This window comes from Herpetosiphon giganteus (genome assembly GCF_016907925.1).
Taxonomy (GTDB): Bacteria; Chloroflexota; Chloroflexia; order Chloroflexales; family Herpetosiphonaceae; genus Herpetosiphon; species Herpetosiphon giganteus.
In genome coordinates this window covers 73,079-91,229 of the sequence record NZ_JAFBCZ010000019.1, presented here as the reverse complement: position 1 = coordinate 91,229, position 18,151 = coordinate 73,079, and the positions used below count along the sequence as shown (strand labels likewise).

Here is an 18,151-nt window from a genome sequence, read left to right as displayed (position 1 = left end):
CCAGCGCATACTTGAGAAAAGAATTCGCTCATGGCAACAAGCACAATTGGGTTGCTTTGGACTGAACCATACCCACAGGTCATCCACGTTGGCCTTACAACCCTCAATTGGACGCTACACTGGTTTTCGAAGATAGCTGCAATTCAATCATACTGCACACAAACTCCACCACAGATCCTCATTGCAAAACGCACACTTCTCACAGCTCATGATGGATTTCAATGGGCAGTTGAAAGTCGAAAGCATCTACAATTAGGCAAAATTCCCATTCTCGTAGGAGCGATTGATCCCGTCGGGCATCCCTATCAAACGAGTGCGGATCAAGCGTATCAGCTGGGAATTAATGGCTGTTTCGGGATTGTCTTTGCACTCGAAGGAATTGACATTATGCTCAGAAGGCTGCTTACTAATCCAAAGCACGTTGGATTAAGCGATCAATAATTCTGCCGCAGCTACATCAAAAAATGCTTAGCCTCAAGTTAATTCGTAAAATTTCATTAATAATTCTAAAGAAATTAAGTATATTTTAATAAACATGCCATGCTAGGATAACCCCAAGCGCGCGTGTGGAATTGTTTGTTGTTCAACTTCGTTGCACCTTGGGATCGATTCCAAAGCACACAACGCTCATTGTTATTCAATTGCTGGGGTTAGGAGTAATCGATGCTGCGTAGTTCAAGGCGGGCATGGCGCTTATTGATGGTTTTGGTGTTGCTTGGGCTTGGTTGGGTGCAGACCCAAAAGCCGGTTCAAGCACAGGCAATTAACGCATGTTCAGTAAGTTATACAATTGTTGGCCAGTGGCAGGGCGGCTTTCAGGGCGATATTGTCATTCGCAACACGGGCACCAGCCCAATCAACAATTGGTCGATAACTTGGAATTTCAATAATCAAGTTATTTCGCAATTATGGGGTGGCACTCATAGCCAAACTGGCAACGCTGTTAGCGTGAGCAATCAGGCTTGGAATAGCACAATCGCCAGCAATGCCAGCGTTCAGCTTGGCTTTATTGCAAGCTGGGCCAATAGCAATCCAATTCCAAGCAATTTTCAACTCAACGGTATCGCTTGTAATGCTGGCATCAGCCCAACGGCGACCAGCGTTGTGCCGACCGCAACTCGCACGCCTGCACCAACCGCGACCAGCGTTGTGCCGACCGCAACTCGCACGCCTGCACCAACTGCAACTAGCGTTGTGCCAACCGCAACCCGCACACCTGCACCAACTGGCTGGAATCCACCGAGCAACTTGGTCACGCCATTGAACGAAGTTTGGCAGCACGTCGAATCGACCTATGGCAATTTGTATGGCTTTCGCAATTATGGCTGGGATCAAGTGATTGCCGGCAATGGCTCAATTAATTATTGTGTGCGCTGGGATTCGGATGCACCAGTTTCCGCTGCCTTGCGCGACCAAATTCACGCCGCGCTGGCGCGCCAGTTCAAAAAATGGATGGATGCGATGCTTGATAACAGCCAAGGTACGAATGGCTGGCCGTATACCAATGTCAATGTAAAAGTCGTCGGCTGGGCCGTGCGCGATCGCAGCACCCTGCAATGGAGCGACAATTCAGTTGATATTTATGTCAACAATATTGCAGAGAATGCGCCGCAATGTGCACCGCCGTGTGGCCGTTTCTTCAACCAAGATGGCGATTATTCCGACTGTCCTGGCGGCATCGATCATCACTATGATATGTCGCTGTGGCTGACCAAGGGCATGGGCGGCGGCGCTGGTGGCGATTGGGGTCAGCGCGTCGGCAGCGAATATTTTGTCAATGCGCTCAATAGCGAGAACATTCACATCTTTCTCCACGAAGTTGGCCATACCTTTGGGCTTGATGATTTTTACGATTGGAACCCAACCGGAGTTAACGGTTTTTTGATGAAAGCTGGTAGCGCCAGCCAAATCACCGAGTTTGATAAATGGATGTTGCGCGACTTCTGGCGACATCTCAAGAGTCGTTACGGCTACTAAACCACCCCAAAAGCTAACAACAGCGACCAGCACAATGCTGGTCGTTTGTGTTTTAGGGCTTGACAAGCTGTACATACTGTATATACTGTGTATATGAACATACACAGTGATTTAATTATTTCACGGGCTGATGGTCGTCCGATGTATTTGCAAATTATCGAGCAAATCAAACAACGGATTGCGCTTGGCGATTGGCCAGCGGGCAGCGAAATTCCTTCAATTCGGCAACTCGCGATTGATCTACGGATTAGTGTAATTACGGTCAAACGCGCCTATTTTGAGCTAGAGCACGAGGGAATTATCGTAACCCAGCATGGCAAAGGCTCGTTTGTTGCCACCAATACTCAGCTTAGTCGCCAAGTATGGGAGGATGAATTGAATTCGTATCTTGAACAAGTAGCACGTTTAGCAGCATTATTGGGCTTATCGAATGAGCAATTAATTCAACGCTTGCATGCTGCGGCCTCGCACCAACAACAGGAGCTTTTATGAACAATCATGCCGTTGAATTACGCAATGTTGGCAAAGATTATAAATATTTCCGCCTAAACGATATTTCGTTGAACTTGCCAACTGGCAGCATTACCGGATTTATCGGCGTTAACGGAGCTGGCAAATCGACGACGATTCGCATTTTATTGGGCTTGGTGCATCAAGATCGTGGCTCGGTGCAGGTATTGGGCCAGACGATGCCTGATCAACAGGTGCTCGCCAAGCGTGAGATTGGCTATGTTTCCGAGGATATGCGGCTCTATCCCAAGGCAAATTTGGCGTGGCATATGCAGTTTATTCAATCAATTTATCCGAATTGGGATCAAGCCTATGCTGAGCAATTGCTCAAGCGCTTCGACCTACGAGCCGAACAAAAGATCAAGGGTTTATCGCATGGCCAACGGGTAAAAGCCACGTTGCTGTTGGCACTAGCCCATCGCCCAAAGCTGTTGGTGCTCGATGAACCGACGACCGGGCTTGATCCGGTGGCGCGCCAAGAGGTGCTAAGCGCATTAATGGAAGTGCTGGCTGATGAACAACGCACAATCTTATTCTCGTCGCACAATACCTTGGATGTTGAGCAAATTTCTGATCAAGTGGCTTTTATTGACCAAGGCTCAATTATCGAAGCCACATCCAAAGAAGATTTGCTTGATCTATGGCGACGTTTGCGAGTACGGATTGCACCAGGCCAAACCTTGACCGAATTGCCGCATATCATTCAGCAACAAGGCAATGGTCAATTACAAAGCCTAATTACTAATCGTTATAGCCCAGATTTGCACCAAATCTATCAACAAGCAGGCCTAGAAATCCAGGCAGTTGAACACTTGACCTTAGAAGAAATTTTTGTCGCTTCGATTCAAGCTCGGCGTGAAGGAAAAACTTTATGAATTCGATGATTAAACAACTTATTCGCAAAGATTGGCAAATTAATCGCACGATGATGGCTATTTATATTGGAGCAATGCTGATTGCCAACGTGATGCTCCTTGCTGATCCCGATAATATCGTTTTTGGCATGGGCGTAATTCTGATTTTGACTATTTTATTTATCTTATGTATTCATCTGACAACCAGCAATGTAATTAGCGAATATAGCCAAAAAACCTTGACTTTTATTATGAGTTTACCAGTTTCGGCCCGCCATTATGCAATTGCCAAACTTGCGGCCAATCTTTCGATGTTTTGTGTGCCTTGGCTGATGGCATTATTGAGTAGTTGGCTGATTATTCTGACCAGCGACAGCCTACCAAATGGATTGACTGCTTTAGTAACCTTGGGATTAGTTGAAATTTTATTGAGCTATTGCCTGATTATGATGTTGGGGATTGTGACTGAATCGCAGCATGGCGCAATTGGCGCGATGGCGATTTCAAATTTGGGCTTTCAAGGATTTATATGGGGCATACTCAAAATTCCGGCAATTGCTCAGCACCGTGATAGCAACCAACTGGCCTGGAATAGCACCGAATTGAGCATTTTGGCAATTCAATTGGTGGTGATTATTGGTTTATTAGGCACAACGCTCTTGATTCAACAGCGCAAGACCAATTTTATCTAAATTAGCGCGAGCGTTCCAAGGTGGCGTAGGCCACGCCGCTCTGCAAATTGCCGCGCACAATCAAATCGTTGAGATTCACGCCCAAGCCTACCAAGGTTTGGGCAACTTCTGGTCGAATGCCAGTTAAAATCACTTGGCCGCCCAGCAAGCGCACCGATTGCGCCGCTTGAATTAGCACATGCGCAACTTGGGTATCGACAATTGGCACGCCAGTAATATCCAAAATTGCAAAGCGCGTGTTCATCGTGCTAATACCATGGAGCAAAGTTTCCAGCATCTGCTGCGCCCGCCGCGTATCAACCGCCCCGATCAGCGGCATAATCACCACACTATCGGTAATTGGAATTAATGGCGTTGAAATATCGGCCAAAGCTTCCTGTTGGCTATGAATGACTGCCTGCTGCTCAAGCATCTGGCGTTGCGCTTCGAGCACCTGTTTTTGCTCGGTAATATCGGCAACTTTGATGCACAAGAGATCGCTGCTCAGCGGAATCGCCGTTAATTGCGCAATGCGTTGACCAACCTCTGGCAGATTCATCACCAACTCATTCAGATGCATGGTTTCGCCAGAATTTAAGGCTTGGTGATAGCGATTTAAGATTGCCAGCGGAATATCGGGGAAAATATCGTTGAGCAATTTGCCAATGTGCAAGCGCAGATCAATGGTGGCATTTGGCATCAGACCATTCGAAAAGATCAAGCGAAACGAGGTAGGATCATTCACATCTTCACGTTGTAACAAATCGATGCCAATTGGCAAATGCTTAACCACATTTTCAAATAAGGCAGCTTGCTGTTGGGCGTGGGCCAATTGGGCTTGTAATTCGGCAATTTCGGCCTTGAGTGCGGCGATCTCTGCTGCTGAATTGCTCATGTCAACGCTCCCTGATGGCGAATAAGGGTCCAACACTTACGACGATGCAGCGAAGAAAGGTCAGCCAAACGCGAAATCATTCAGATCTGAGGCAAATTGAATGCGAGGCTTGGGCTTAAGCATAGCATAATTTTGGCCAAAATCAGCGATAATGCAGTTAATCTGAAATTGATTATTCCAAGCACCAACCAAAGCGTGCATCACTGGGAGTATTGGCATGAAACGGGGAATTCTCTACGCAGCCGGGGCTTATGCATGTTGGGGATTCTTCCCGCTCTACTGGAAAATGCTGAGCAGTGTTCCAGCCTTGGAGATTTTGGCTCATCGCATGGCATGGTCGTTGATTTTTGTCGGCTTTTTGGTGCTGATTCGCGGCCAAATGGGCCAGTTTTTGCAGGTCTTGCGCAATCGGCGCACGGTGTTGATCTATGCGACCAGCGCGTTTTTGCTGGGCATCAACTGGTATGTTTATATTTGGGCGGTCAATGCCAACCATGTCGTCGAAAGTAGCCTTGGCTATTTTATTAATCCGTTGGTCAATGTTGGCTTAGGCATGCTCTTTTTGGGCGAACGGGTGCGACGCTGGCAGGGGATTGCGATCGGCTTGGCAACGATCGGTGTTATCTATCTGAGCGTGGCCTTGGGTGTGTTGCCATGGATCGCCTTGGCATTAGCTTTTACCTTTGGTTTTTATGGCCTGATTCGCAAAACCGCTGCCTTGGATTCGCTGCAGGGCCTCGCTTTGGAAACAGTGGTCTTTTTTGGGCCGGCAGCGGGCTATTTGCTGTGGCTAGAAACGCAAGGCAAGGCAGCATTTGGCCATCAATCGTGGACGGTAACGCTATTGTTGGCTGGGGCAGGCATTGTTACGGCGATTCCATTGCTGCTTTTTGCAGCGGGCGCACGCCAAATTCCAATGACAACGCTTGGATTATTGCAATATATCAACCCGACGATGCAATTTAGCCTCGGAGTGTTGCTCTATCACGAGCCAATTTCTGGCGCAAAGCTGATTGGATTTGCAATTATCTGGATTGCCTTAGCATTGTATAGCCTTGAAAGTTATCTCCATCGCGGCCAGCCAACCAAGCTTGCTGCTACACAAGGAAGTTAATTAATCTAACAATGGTTTCAGATCCCCTCACCCCCAACCCCTCTCCCACTGAACGCGGGCGAGGGGAGCACCCGTTTTTACCGATGAATTACGCAAGAACCACGACATTAAAACCCCTCATCTATCGGATGGAAGCCGGTTTGGGGTGAGCGGATCAATCTGTGATTAAGGCAATAAACCATTATACTTAACTTCGCGCTCTTCGCGCTCTTCGCGGTTCCGTTGCGTTAATCCTAGCGACTAGCCCTCGCTTCGTGCTCTTCGTGCTCTTCGTGGATCATACATGGTTGTTGAAATCTACTGCTTAACCTATACTGAATTAAGGGATCGAATTAGTGTGAGGTCTACCAGATGAGTGTTGATGCTGCTTTGGCATGGGTTGACGATCGCCACGATCAGCTGTTGGCTCGATTTAACGAATTGCTACGGATTCCCTCGGTGAGTACCGACCCTGCATTTGCTGCCGATGTGCAACGCTGTGCCGATTGGCTGGTTGGCGATTTACAACGGATTGGCTTTGCCAATTGTCAGGCAATTGCAACTGCAGGACATCCAGTGGTGTATGGCGAATGGCTCAAAGCTGGGCCAAATGCGCCAACGATTTTGGTCTATGCCCATTATGATGTTCAACCAGTCGAGCCACTTGAATTATGGGAAACCCCGCCGTTCGAGCCACGATTACAGGATGGCAAGTTGTATGCGCGTGGCTCAATCGACGATAAATGTGGTGCGTTTGCCAATTTAATCGCCTTTGAAGCGCTGCTTGAAACCACTGGCACACTGCCGGTCAATATCAAAGTGGTTTTCGAGGGCGAAGAAGAAACTGGGTCGCCAGCAATGGAGCCATTTGTGCGTGAGCATAAAGAGCTGTTGGCAGCAGATTTGATGCTGATTTGCGATGGCGGCTCGGAGCCAGACCAACCCTTGATGTTCTATACAGCCCGCGGCATTATCGGGGCCGAAGTGAAGGTAACGGGGCCAAGCCATGATTTACATTCTGGCTTAGTTGGCGGGGCAGTGCAAAACCCAATTCATGTAGTGGGCACAATTATCGCTGCCCTCCACGACCAAACTGGGCGGATTCAAATTCCTGGCTTCTATGCTGATGTGCAAACGCCATCGAAGACCGAACAAGGCTTGATGGCGGCGCAAGAGCAAGAATTTTTCGAAATGCTCAAGAGTCAAACAGGCCGCGAGAAGTTTTGGGCCAACGACCTTGGTTCATTAGTTGCACGCACCACGGCCTTGCCAACCTGCGATGTCAACGGCGTTTGGGGCGGCTATCAAGGGGCTGGCAGCAAAACGATCATCCCTGCCGAGGCTGGCTTCAAAGTAACCATGCGCCTCGTCGCCGACCAAGATCCGCATGCAATTCTTGAGGCATTTAGCCAGTTTGCCCAGAGCTTTGCCAGCGAAACCGCCGAAGTGGTTGTGACCAAAGGTCCAACCAGCTATCCAGTCAATTTGCTCTACGATGGGCCAGTGATTGAAGCCTTGCAAGCAGCGTTTGAGGCAACCTGGGGCAAGCCTGCGACCCTCTATCGCCAAGGCGGATCGGTGCCAATTATGGGCATGTTCCAGCGCGAACTTGGCATGAATTTGGCGACGCTAGGCTTTGGCACAGGCGAAAATGGCCATGCGCCCAACGAATACCTGTTGGTTGATGAATTTTTCCGTGGCGTTGCCACCGCGATTCATTTCTACACCAATATGGGCCAGCAATCCGCTTGATGATTAAAAACGAGCGAACGCTCTTTAGCTCAATGCTCTGGGCAAAGAGTGTTCGCTGCTACAACCGACGCATGACGCTTAAATTCGGGCGCTGAGGCAATTCAACCGCCCAATTAGCTGCTCAGTTTTCCGCTTGCGAGCGAGCGCAACGACTGACGGTGGTAGACGAAACATGTGATTGCAAAGGCCAATTCGATCAGCGCGCCTGCGCTCACAGCAATCGTCGCGGCGGCTGATAGAAACACCAAGCCAATCGCGGCGGCGGCAAGGGCAAGCCCTAAAATCCAGTAGAGCCGCATGCCATACAGCGTAGCAAATATAAGATAGCGACCGCCAATGACAATTAACATGACACCAAAGAACCAAGCTGGATTTTCCCGCCCAAGGCCATAGGCAAGCGGCATGCAGAAAATCAGCCAGAATGTGCTCGCCCCTGCCAGCTGGCCAAGCGGATTGCCTTTGGTATGCGTGCCGCGCACGCCAAGGATTTTACAAATTACGATCGAGACGGGGAAGATGAGCATCCCACCCAGCAGCAGCACCACAATTGCGCGGTTTGGCGAGCCAGCCAACGCAACACCTGCCGCAACCGACCATGCCAGCGCCGATGCCAAGATTCCAGTAGCCCCGCTGTAGTAGCCCTCACGCATATCGGCTTGGGCGGCGGAAATTGACCAATCCATAGACCAGACCTCCTTGAACACAGCTACGTCCTACCATTCCAGATCTTCGCCACTTTAGCGTTCTCTCAGACAGAGCAGAATAGCATACATCAGCTTATTCCACTGAAAAACCAAAGATGGATTGAACTTTGAAGCGATTGAAGAGTGAAATACGAGGAATAGGCAACACGATTATCTATCATTGCTTCAGATTCAATGCCACTTGATCAATATTTCAGCTGGATGCTCAAGATTAAGCTGGTTGATTATTGCGCGAGCGCTGCCAACGCCGCCAACCCCAATCGCCAAATAAAACCAACAGCAACGATACACCCATCAATGGCATAAAAATGCTCAAGACCACAATTACGGCAACCATCCATTTTGGCACGACTTGCTCGTTAACGCGGCCAGGCATGCCCAATTTGCTCTTGGGTCTGCGCCACCACCACAAGAGCACACCCGAAATACTCAGGCCAATCAAGATCAAACAGGTCAATACGGCAATAATTTTGGTTGGCCAGCCAATAGCCCAAAGCCTATAGCCATCGGTTCTCTGCGCCTCTGCGTTAAATTCCGCAAAGTCAATTTTAGCCACGAATTGCACGAATTCCACGAAGGGCTAGAGGCTTTAGGCTATTGACTTTTGACATCTGACATCATCCTTCATCCCTCATCCTTCATCCTTGCCTTTTGACTTTTATGTGTCGATTTCTGATAATAGCGCCACAGCTAGCATGTCAAGGAGGACAGGATGCTTCACGGGAAAGTTGCAATTGTCACTGGCGGAGCGATTGGCATCGGGGCGGCCACAGCCAAAATTCTCGCAGCTCAAGGCGCAACCGTTGTGATTGGCGATATTAATCAGCAAGCAGCATTACAAACTACCGAACAGATTCGCAGCGCAGATGGTCACGCTCTTTTTCAGCCTTGCGATGTGCGCAACGAGGCCGATATTCAAGCCTTAGTGCAATTTGCCCTCGAGCAAGGTGGCTTGGATATTATGATCAACAATGCAGGCATTGGCGGCCAACCAGCGCCGTTGCACCTAACCGAAAATCATAATTGGCAACGCGTGCTCGACATCGATTTGACCGGAGTATTTTGGGGCCAAAAATATGCCAGCCAAGCCATGCTTGCAACTGGCAAAGGCGGCGCGATTGTCAATGTGGCCTCGATTGCAGGCGTTGGCGGCTCGCCCAATTTGGGGCCATATGGCGTGGCCAAAGCTGGCGTGATTCAGATGAGCAAAACTGGCGCAATTGAGCTAGCATCCGCAGGCATTCGGATTAACGCTGTTTGCCCAGGCTGGACCGAAACAGCAATTTTAGAGGGCTTCGAGCCAAGCGCCCACGAACGAATGATTCGCTCGATTCCGCTCAAACGTATGGGCACACCCCAAGAAATTGCCGAATTGATCGTCTTTTTGGCCTCGCCTGCGGCTAGTTTTATCACCGGAGCCGAATATATCATCGATGGTGGCATAACCAGCATGTAGCTTGTTTAGAGCGAAAGAGGTCACTGTGACCGAATATACGATTGAGCATCAGCTTGAAGCTGGCATCGAGCGCATCATCTACACTCCCCAGCAACAACGCCAGCAAACGCCAATTTTGCTAGGCCACGGCATGTGGCATGGAGCGTGGTGCTGGCAACCTTGGCAAGAATTATTGGCCGAATGGGGCTGGCAGAGCATCGCATTCAGCCTGCCAGGCCATGGCAAATCACCAGCCCAGCGCCCATATCGGTTGAATACGCTTGGTTATTATTACCGCACGCTCAAAGCCGAAATTGAGCGCTTGCCAACCAAGCCAATCTACATGGGCCACAGTATGGGTGGCGCGCTGGGCCAGTGGCATCTTGCCAAAGGCGACGCTGATTTGCCAGCAATGGTGTTGGTAGCGCCATGGCTGAGCCATAGTATGCGCCCAGTTTTCCGTAATGCCCAAAAACTTGATCCTTGGGGCGTATTGCTGTCGTGGCTTTCGTTCTCTGCAACGCCAACCATTCGCACGCCCAAACGCGCAGCTTTTTGGTTCCTCAGCGAAAACGCAATTATCAAGCCTAAACAACTCCACCGCCAGCTCGTTCCAGAATCGGCCCTAGTGTTGTTGCAATATCGTTGGCCACTCTGGCGACCAGCCAAAAAGGTCAAAACGCCGCTCTTATGGCTAGCTGCCGAAAACGATCGCTGTATTCCCGAGGTCTATTCGCGGCCTGCGGCAGCCCATTACAACGCCGAATATTGGGTTATTCCCAAGGCCAATCACGATTTAATGTTCGAGGAGTCGTATCGTGAAACTGCCGAGTTAATCAATAATTGGTTGCAATCAATCGTCACAGGGAATCAGCATGATCACAATTCAAGCTTACAATTTCAAGCAAGCGCAAGCGAAGCTTAGCGAATTATGTCAATTATTAATTGATAGCGTTGCTCAAGGCGCGTCAATTGGCTTTTTGCCGCCGCTCAACCCTACCGATGCAACCAGCTATTGGCAAGCGATCATCAGCGATCTTCAGGCCGAGCAGCGGGTATTGTTGGTAGCGTTGGATGCAGATCATATTGTCGGCAGCGTCCAGCTTGATCTACCCAACAAAGCCAACGCCAGCCATCGCGCCGAAGTCCAAAAATTATTAGTGCATTCGCAATTTCAACGCCGTGGCATCGCCCAACAATTAATGCACGAACTTGAGGCGGTTGCCCAAACCCATGGCCGTTGGTTGTTGGTGCTCGATACGCGCCAAGGCGATAAGGCTGAGTCGCTGTATCGCAAATTGGGCTATCACGAAGCTGGGGTTATTCCCAATTTTGCCCGGAGCGCCGATGGCGAAACCCATGCAACCGTGTTGTTTTATCGCGAATTAGCCCATTAATTGAAAAAAATGCATACCCAAGCCCCTCACTCACGACGCAGGCGAGGGGCTTTATTCACGCATTAAGTATGATCGATAGCATCAAAAGAAGGCTATTCAGTCGGCATAAAGCTCGCTCCAGCGCCACGCAGATCGACGGTTATAACAGTAAAATGAGCAGCGAGGCGCTCAACCCAGCCCGCGTTGTGCCAAAGCATGCGATCTTGGCCAAAGCCATGCAGCAAAAGCAACGGCGAGCCAGTACCCTGTCGATCAAAAACTAGCGTTCCCCCATCGGAGGTTGCACATGTAAAAATAGGCATTGAAATTCAACACTCCTCATTCAACAAGCCAATTGTTTAGGTTGATAAACCATGTAGGCTTTTATAATCAGGCGCTATCATACAAACGAACGTGCATTGGCAGCAAGTGCGAATTTGATGCAGCAGAATTGGCCAGAATCTTCTATAATGAAATCACGCGCTTGCTTCATTCTCGCCACACTACCACGCAGATTCATTTAATCATCGTTCTTGTAGGTGTGAAGGAGTTTCTATGCGACGAAGCGTTTGCTATCAATTAATAGTGCTGTTGTTAGGATTAAGTGCATGTGGCACAACGCCTGCCCAACACCCCACAACCACCAGTCTTCCCGCTGAAACTCCCGCCATTCTCGCCGCCGCAGTTACCCCCGAAGCCCGCGATTATCCTTTATTGAGCGCCTACCAGCAAGCTATCGATGCTGCATTGAGTGCCAAACCGCCAGTTTTGACCCTCGCTAGCCTTGATTCGCAGCAAGCAATGGCCCAAATTGTGGCGCTCAACGAACCAAAGCTCCAAAGTCAATTTGTTGAGCAGAATGGTATTCCATTTCGCAATGAGGTTTTTGGGGTTGTGCCTGTACGCGAGAGCGACATCATCGAGGCAACTGCTCAATGCTTGCAGGTCAGCTGCTATCGCGTCGAGATCTACAATTTTGCGCTTAACCTGACGTTGGCAATTACCGTCGATATTTCCAATCAAAAAGTAATTGTCGTCGAGCGCCTCGCCAATAGCCAGCCTGATATTCCTGAACACTTGACGGCGGTGGCACGTGAAATTGCCAGTAACGCCACCGAAGTTGAGCAGGTGCTTGGCTACAAACCAAGCTCCGATCAAGCAGTGATGGCCAATACCAAAACGTCGTTGAACGCCACCCGCTGCGAGCGCTCGCTGCATTTATGCGTTGCGCCAACCTTTGTCGAAGGCGAACGCGCATTGTGGGCGATTGTCGATCTGACCGATACCCGCTTGGTGGGCGTGCGCTGGACCAATGTTGGGGCAACTGGCCCGGCAGTGACCGAAAAAGGCATGCAAAACGAGGCCGTACTAAAATATTGCGATCATACAACCAGTTTGGAGCGTGATGGCTGGGCCTTTGATTATATGCTCACCTCATCCGATGGCCTGCGCATTTCCGAGGTAAGTTATCAAGGTAAGCCCTTGTTCAAAAGTGCTAAATTGGTCGATTGGCATGTGAGCTATAGCGAACGCGATGGTTTTGGCTATAGCGATGCAGTTGGCTGCCCCTATTTTTCCCAAGCAGCAGTCATCGCCGTCGAGCCACCAATGATCGGCGAGTTGATCGAGAATGATCAAGTGGTTGGTTTTCAATTGGTGCAGGAATTTTGGTCGGAGCTTTGGCCTGAGCCATGCAATTATTATTACGAGCAAGCGTTTCAATTCTATTTTGATGGGCGCTTTCGGCCAGCAATCGCCAGCGTTGGCCGTGGTTGCGGCGATGATGGCACCTATCGACCAGTCACGCGCATTAGTTTGGCCGATACTGGCACAATCAGCGCCTGGGATGGCACACAATGGCAAACCTGGGAAACAGAACAATGGCAGGACGCAGCTACGCGCCAAATCCACCCCGACGGCGCAGAATATCGGCTCGATTTTGCCAATGGCGGCAGTTACACCATTGCCACCGGACGCGGCCAATTTGCTGATGGCGGGCGTGGCGATCAAGCCTTTCTTTATGCAACGCTCGATCATCCTGAACGCGACGAAGGCGAAAGCGATATGGTGACGATTGGGCCATGCTGCAATAATGACGCAAACCAAGGCCCCGAGCAATTTATCGACAATCCAGCGGAAAGCATTAGCAACCAAAACATCGTGTTATGGTATGTGGCTCAACTTAAAAACGACGATACGCCAGGCAGCCAATATTGTTGGGCCGAATCGGTGTTGCGGCGCGGAGTCTATGTGCCCGAAGAATATCCTTGTTGGTCGGGGCCGCTTTTTCGGCCAGAGCGAGGCAAATAAATGAGTCGTCGTAAAAAACGCCCGCAATCAGCCCAGCCCGCCATAAAAGCAGCAAAGTTACCAGTTAAGCCCAATCAGGCCAACAATCGGCGTTCATTGTTGGCCTTGGGCAGTGTTTTGGCGGTGTTCGCTGTACTTGGATTGGGAGTGTGGTGGCTTAATCGTAGTTCAGCAACTGCCAGCAATTTTGCCCAAGGCGAAGTAACCTCGTGCAAGCAAATTCCGCCGTTTGCCCAAGCCCAAGGCTTTGGGGTCAATGCAGTGCTCGATACCCAAGCCCGCCGCGTGCGTGGCATGGTGATGTACGATTTGACCAGCGAAGGCCAAGAAGCCAGCCAACCAGCGCCCTATCAACACCCTTCTTGGGCGCAGGCTGGCTATCTTAGCTCGCCAATTTTGGATCGCGACGGCGCGATTTATGTTGGTGCAGTGCCCTGGGTCAGCATTTTGTATAATCCACCAGCGGCGGCCAATAAGCTCTATCGGATTGATCCACGCACTGCCGAATTGAGCGAATTGCTCGATTTACCAACCGCTGCACCCGCCAACAATACCAATCCCTATGGCATTTTGGCGCTTAATTACGATTGCAACACTCATAGTTTGTATGTTTCATCGGTGTTTGGCTCAACCAAGCAGCAACAATTTGGTCGCATCTTTCGCGTTGATTTAGCCAGTAAAAAAGCCAGCATCGTGCTCGATGGCGTTGATAGCTTTGGGCTTGGGGTGTATAACGGCAGTAGTGGTAAGCGCTTATATTATGCTTTAGCACGCCAGCCCCAAATCTATTCAATTGCGCTGGATGCCCAAGGCAATCCAACTGGCCAGCCGCGCCAAGAAATTGATTTTAGCGGCCAAGGCTACCATGGCGATGAACGTGGGCGGCGCATTACCTTTGGCGATGCGACCATGCAAGTGCGAATTGTCCAATTCGATTACACCCTGACTGCGGTTACTAACCCCAATGAAAGCACTTTGAGCTATCGTTACAACCCTGAAACCGATAGTTGGCAGGCAGCAGAATAACCATGCAGGCTATACGACCGTAGTTCGCAGGTCGCGTTGAGCAAAACCAAAATCCCATAGCCGAATCAACCTAAAGTACCGTTTAAAGTGATGCACAAAAGCGCAAAATAGAGTGTAGTGTGTGGAGCACTATTCACGTGCAGCTAGCACCTATTCTGCGGCGGAGGCAGCACATGCATACGATCATTTTGACTGGTGATGGCGAAGCGAGCATTCAATGCTTAAAAACCATTAGCAGCAGCTATACATTAAAACCACTCAGCCCAACCACTGGTGCTGTGCATATTGGTGAATATCGATTAACCACCACCACCAGCATTCGTTTGCTGGCGATTCCCAAAAGCACCTACGAGGAATTGGGCAGCGGCTTGATGGAGCGGGCGCTGGCCACAATTACCTTTGTCGATGGCTGCCAACCCTCGGTTGATAGCGGCTATTTTATCAACGAGCTTGAAGAGCAGGCTTTTCGCTTGGGCAAGCCGTTAATTATTGCTGCAACTCGTGGCCAAGCCCCAAATGCGCTGAGCAGCGAAGCCATGCGCGAAGCCTTGGGCACATCGAGCTATGCCAGCGTTGCCAGCTGCGAAATGCAACAAATTAGCACGTTGTATCGCTTGGTCGCCAACGCAATTAAGCTCGCGCCAGCAACCGCCCAACGCCATGCCCATTTGCAACAAATTCTCAATAGCTTAGTTAATGTTTCGCACTATCGCTTGCGCGGCATTGCGCTTGCAAATCACGAAGGGCTAACATCAGCACTTAGTTTTACCAAATCCAGTAGCCATCAACGAATTAGTGGCTTATCAAAAGCCTTGTTAGATGTCTATCGCCAAATGGGCTACGCCTGCGAATTAGGCTGGGCGAGTGCCTTAATTCTCCATGCCGATGAAGGCACGCTAATTGTCGAAACCCTCGGCGATTATTTGGTTACCATGCTGTGCGATGATGATTTAGGTGATATTGAAGCCCTACGCCGTGATCTCAGCGCCGCCTTGCAACCCCAAGCAAGTGAAGCCCAACTCCACGCCGCCTAAAAAACCAACGGGCTACCAAGTTTTTGGTAGCCCGTTGATTAATTAAATTGGTTACTCGGCCATAAATTGGCGCGGACGGTCGGGATAATCAGCGCCAACTGCATCAACCCCCAAGCTCAAAATATGCTTATAATCTTGTTCGGGGCCGCCCCACGGGCTAACGAACAAATCGGCAGCATGGCAAGCATCAACTTCCTCACGGGTCAGCATCGCCCAATATGGCATCACCAAATCGGCATTGACCAATTTTGCCATTGCTGGCGCATCGGGCACGCGCGAGGCGTAAATTACACCGGTAGCCACATCGGGAGCAATGGCTTTGAGCTGGCCCAACACAATATGATCAAACGAAATTGCCATCACTTGATCGCGCACATTCAACTCGTCGAGCAAGCGCACCAAGGCCACTTCAATATCTGGGTAGAAAATTGGGCCATTTTTTAATTCGATTACCACTTTGGTGCGATCTTTGGCCCAGGTCAACACCTCGCGCAAGGTTGGCACGCGGCAATCGCTGAACGACGGATCAAACCACGAGCCAGCATCAAGCGCCTGAATTTCAGCAGCAGTGTGCTGACACACCAAACCAGAGCCGTTGGTCGTGCGGTTGAGCGTTGGATCGTGAATAACCATCAACTCGCCATCTTTGCTCAAATTCACATCTAATTCGATTGCATCAGCACGCAAGGCCAAGCCGCGCTGAAATGCAGCCATGGTATTTTCAGGCGCATAGCCCGCAGCTCCCCGATGCCCAATCACAAATGGCCCTTTGCGTGCGCCAAATGGCTGTAACACAGTGACCTCCTTCACAAAAGCGTTTGGTTTGTGCCATTGTGCAACGCCTCAGCATGACTGTCAATCTAGGGCTTGGGAGCGAGGGGTCAGGGGTCAGCGACAAGGGGCCAGCGATAAGAAAAAAGGGGAAATAGAAATGCAACATTAATCCACAACATACATATTAGGGGGTACAGGGGATTAAAGCCCCCCGTGTCTCACGCCTTGAGGCGGGACGGAAGGGTGGTGATTATTAATAATAGTTAACAATCTATCCTTGTAAGGATTGGCGATAGCCAATTTTATCGTGCGAAGTTCACTAAACAGCAACATTGATAATATTAAATTTTTTAACTTGCAATTAAAATATTTTAATATATACTTATGCTCATTCAAACATCGAATGGCACCCCACTTCCAATCTCGGTTCTCATTAGCCCAACCTACCTAGGAGGATCAGCAATGCGTCTATCTGTTCGGCGGTACACACGGGTCGCGGTAGTCTTGAGCGTTTTAGGCTTAAGCTTGGCCCAGGGTGATGTTAGCTTGGCCAAGAAAGAAGTCGAAGTTGCGGTCGATCCGCATACGATTGTGGCCAGTGATGGGCAGCCGGTAGAAGTCAACACCAAAGGCATTGTCTACGATGAATTTGGTGCCTACATTGCAGGCAGCGATGGAACTGGTGTGCTAGCCGAAAGTGATCGGGCCGAGGATATTGATCCTAATGCCTTGCCAGCAACCCAAAGTGGCAGCCAAGAAGGCACCAACTCAGTTATTGGGGCTGATAATCGGGTGCGAATTACCGCAACCACCTCAGATCCCTATCGCCGAATTGGCCAAATTACCTTCAGCAGTGGTGGTGGCAACTATATTTGTACTGGTTGGTTGATCAGCGCCAATACGGTGGCAACTGCTGGCCACTGTCTCTGGAGCAACAACGCTTGGGTGACCAATGTTAAGTTCTACCCAGGCCGCAATGGCACGTCAAACCCCTATGGTGGCTGTAACGCAACCAAATTGTTCACGGTTTCGCAATGGCAAACCAGTGGTAGCGCCAACTACGATTATGGTGCATTCAAAATCAATTGTAGCGTTGGCAGCCAAACTGGTTGGTTCGGCTTGCGTGCCCCAAGCAGCACTGGCTTAGTTGGCCAAGCGACCAACATTGCTGGCTACCCAGGCGATAAAGCCTCAGGCACGATGTGGTTCCACGCCGATACCGTGCGCAGCTACACCAGCCTACGCCTCTCGTATGCCAACGATACCTATGGCGGCCAAAGTGGCTCACCAATTTGGAACAGCAGCGGTAGCTGCAGCAACTGTTCAATTGGCGTACACACCAACGGCGGCAGTACCACCAACTCAGGTACACGGATTACCTCAACCGTCTTGAGCAACTTCAACACCTGGATCAATACCGCGCCATAAGCTGTTGTTGGAACCACCAAAAACGCCTTTGATCATTTGATCAAGGGCGTTTTATATTTATCTCCCGTACTCTTCTACCAATCCTCCCCCTTACAAGTAACCATGAGGAAGTAGCCCATTTAGCCTAGATAGTATTCAATCATTCGTAAGCATCGATCTAGGGTTATTGGCTTACCAAAAGATCGCCACTGCTATGGTCAAACAAGCGAATTGTCCTTATTCAATGTTTCGTTGCTTGGGTCATGCCGATTTCACGATTCGCGATCAGTGAATAGGTCAGCCCTTTGATGTGGGAGTAGCTTGTATGACGTG

General features: G+C 49.9%; 19 protein-coding genes and 1 pseudogene. 15 read left to right on the top strand and 5 right to left on the bottom strand.

The features are described 5' to 3' along the window. The first annotated feature begins 30 nt into the window (after window positions 1–30). The 6 genes and pseudogenes from JOD20_RS17085 (at window position 31) to JOD20_RS17065 (ending at window position 4,033) form a co-directional block, all read left to right on the top strand. The gene (locus JOD20_RS17085) at window positions 31–441 is read left to right on the top strand and encodes a hypothetical protein (RefSeq protein ID WP_204756430.1); all 411 of its coding nucleotides are present in this window, start codon (window positions 31–33) and stop codon (window positions 439–441) included. A 222-nt stretch (window positions 442–663) separates the two neighbouring features. Beyond that, window positions 664–1,059: pseudogene (locus JOD20_RS27015) on the top strand (cellulose binding domain-containing protein); the annotation flags it as partial. A 90-nt stretch (window positions 1,060–1,149) separates the two neighbouring features. Further along, window positions 1,150–1,977, top strand: a complete 828-nt coding sequence (locus JOD20_RS27010; RefSeq protein ID WP_420828953.1) for a hypothetical protein — start codon at window positions 1,150–1,152, stop codon at window positions 1,975–1,977. Window positions 1,978–2,070: 93 nt separating this feature from the next. Continuing rightward, window positions 2,071–2,469 (top strand): GntR family transcriptional regulator, encoded by a 399-nt coding sequence (locus JOD20_RS17075; protein WP_204756428.1) that lies wholly within the window; start codon window positions 2,071–2,073, stop codon window positions 2,467–2,469. Beyond that, complete coding sequence (locus tag JOD20_RS17070) at window positions 2,466–3,362, top strand: ABC transporter ATP-binding protein (protein ID WP_204756427.1); 897 nt, start codon at window positions 2,466–2,468, stop codon at window positions 3,360–3,362. The genes JOD20_RS17075 and JOD20_RS17070 overlap by 4 nt, the downstream gene beginning before the upstream one ends. Continuing rightward, window positions 3,359–4,033: an ABC-2 transporter permease gene (locus tag JOD20_RS17065; protein ID WP_204756426.1), complete on the top strand. Its 675-nt coding sequence runs from the start codon at window positions 3,359–3,361 to the stop codon at window positions 4,031–4,033. Before JOD20_RS17070 ends, JOD20_RS17065 begins: the two co-directional genes overlap by 4 nt. 1 nt (window position 4,034) lies before the next feature. Here the strand turns inward: JOD20_RS17065 and JOD20_RS17060 are convergent, their stop codons facing one another. After that, window positions 4,035–4,907, bottom strand: a complete 873-nt coding sequence (locus JOD20_RS17060; RefSeq protein ID WP_204756425.1) for an STAS domain-containing protein — start codon at window positions 4,905–4,907, stop codon at window positions 4,035–4,037. A gap of 217 nt (window positions 4,908–5,124) precedes the next feature. Between JOD20_RS17060 and rarD the strand changes: the two genes are divergently transcribed. Beyond that, on the top strand, window positions 5,125–6,021 hold the full coding sequence (gene rarD / locus JOD20_RS17055) for an EamA family transporter RarD (protein WP_204756424.1): 897 nt from the start codon (window positions 5,125–5,127) through the stop codon (window positions 6,019–6,021). 351 nt (window positions 6,022–6,372) lie between these two features. Further along, complete coding sequence (locus JOD20_RS17050) at window positions 6,373–7,752, top strand: dipeptidase (protein WP_204756423.1); 1,380 nt, start codon at window positions 6,373–6,375, stop codon at window positions 7,750–7,752. A gap of 113 nt (window positions 7,753–7,865) precedes the next feature. Here JOD20_RS17050 and JOD20_RS17045 read toward each other — a convergent pair whose 3' ends face one another. Then, window positions 7,866–8,435: a DUF7010 family protein gene (locus JOD20_RS17045; protein WP_204756422.1), complete on the bottom strand. Its 570-nt coding sequence runs from the start codon at window positions 8,433–8,435 to the stop codon at window positions 7,866–7,868. A gap of 232 nt (window positions 8,436–8,667) precedes the next feature. Beyond that, window positions 8,668–9,012 carry a hypothetical protein gene (locus JOD20_RS17040; RefSeq protein WP_204756421.1) on the bottom strand — a complete coding sequence of 115 codons (345 nt, stop codon included), beginning with the start codon at window positions 9,010–9,012 and terminating at the stop codon, window positions 8,668–8,670. 156 nt (window positions 9,013–9,168) lie between these two features. Here JOD20_RS17040 and JOD20_RS17035 point away from each other — a divergent pair, with 156 nt between their 5' ends. The 3 genes from JOD20_RS17035 to JOD20_RS17025 are packed head-to-tail and all read left to right on the top strand — an operon-like array spanning window position 9,169 to window position 11,288. Continuing rightward, a complete protein-coding gene (locus JOD20_RS17035; protein ID WP_204756420.1) occupies window positions 9,169–9,912 on the top strand; it encodes an SDR family NAD(P)-dependent oxidoreductase in 744 nt (247 codons plus the stop codon). 25 nt (window positions 9,913–9,937) lie between these two features. Beyond that, on the top strand, window positions 9,938–10,816 hold the full coding sequence (locus JOD20_RS17030; protein ID WP_204756419.1) for an alpha/beta fold hydrolase: 879 nt from the start codon (window positions 9,938–9,940) through the stop codon (window positions 10,814–10,816). Then, the gene (locus JOD20_RS17025) at window positions 10,767–11,288 is read left to right on the top strand and encodes a GNAT family N-acetyltransferase (protein ID WP_204756418.1); all 522 of its coding nucleotides are present in this window, start codon (window positions 10,767–10,769) and stop codon (window positions 11,286–11,288) included. Before JOD20_RS17030 ends, JOD20_RS17025 begins: the two co-directional genes overlap by 50 nt. 92 nt (window positions 11,289–11,380) lie before the next feature. On the opposite strand, the gene JOD20_RS17020 is transcribed toward JOD20_RS17025, so the two are convergent. Continuing rightward, window positions 11,381–11,590, bottom strand: a complete 210-nt coding sequence (locus JOD20_RS17020; protein WP_204756417.1) for an alpha/beta fold hydrolase — start codon at window positions 11,588–11,590, stop codon at window positions 11,381–11,383. Between the two features lie 232 nt (window positions 11,591–11,822). Between JOD20_RS17020 and JOD20_RS17015 the strand changes: the two genes are divergently transcribed. The 3 genes from JOD20_RS17015 (at window position 11,823) to JOD20_RS17005 (ending at window position 15,637) form a co-directional block, all read left to right on the top strand. Beyond that, window positions 11,823–13,577, top strand: a complete 1,755-nt coding sequence (locus JOD20_RS17015) for a hypothetical protein (RefSeq protein WP_204756416.1) — start codon at window positions 11,823–11,825, stop codon at window positions 13,575–13,577. Beyond that, window positions 13,578–14,603 (top strand): SMP-30/gluconolactonase/LRE family protein, encoded by a 1,026-nt coding sequence (locus JOD20_RS17010; protein ID WP_204756415.1) that lies wholly within the window; start codon window positions 13,578–13,580, stop codon window positions 14,601–14,603. Between the two features lie 173 nt (window positions 14,604–14,776). Beyond that, window positions 14,777–15,637: a hypothetical protein gene (locus JOD20_RS17005; protein WP_204756414.1), complete on the top strand. Its 861-nt coding sequence runs from the start codon at window positions 14,777–14,779 to the stop codon at window positions 15,635–15,637. 51 nt (window positions 15,638–15,688) lie between these two features. On the opposite strand, the gene JOD20_RS17000 is transcribed toward JOD20_RS17005, so the two are convergent. Then, entirely contained in the window at window positions 15,689–16,432 is a 744-nt protein-coding gene (locus JOD20_RS17000) for a glycerophosphodiester phosphodiesterase family protein (protein ID WP_204756413.1), read from the bottom strand. Between the two features lie 441 nt (window positions 16,433–16,873). On the opposite strand from JOD20_RS17000, the gene JOD20_RS16995 reads away from it, so the two are divergent. Continuing rightward, a complete protein-coding gene (locus tag JOD20_RS16995; RefSeq protein WP_204756412.1) occupies window positions 16,874–17,839 on the top strand; it encodes a trypsin-like serine peptidase in 966 nt (321 codons plus the stop codon). Window positions 17,840–18,151: the final 312 nt, after the last annotated feature.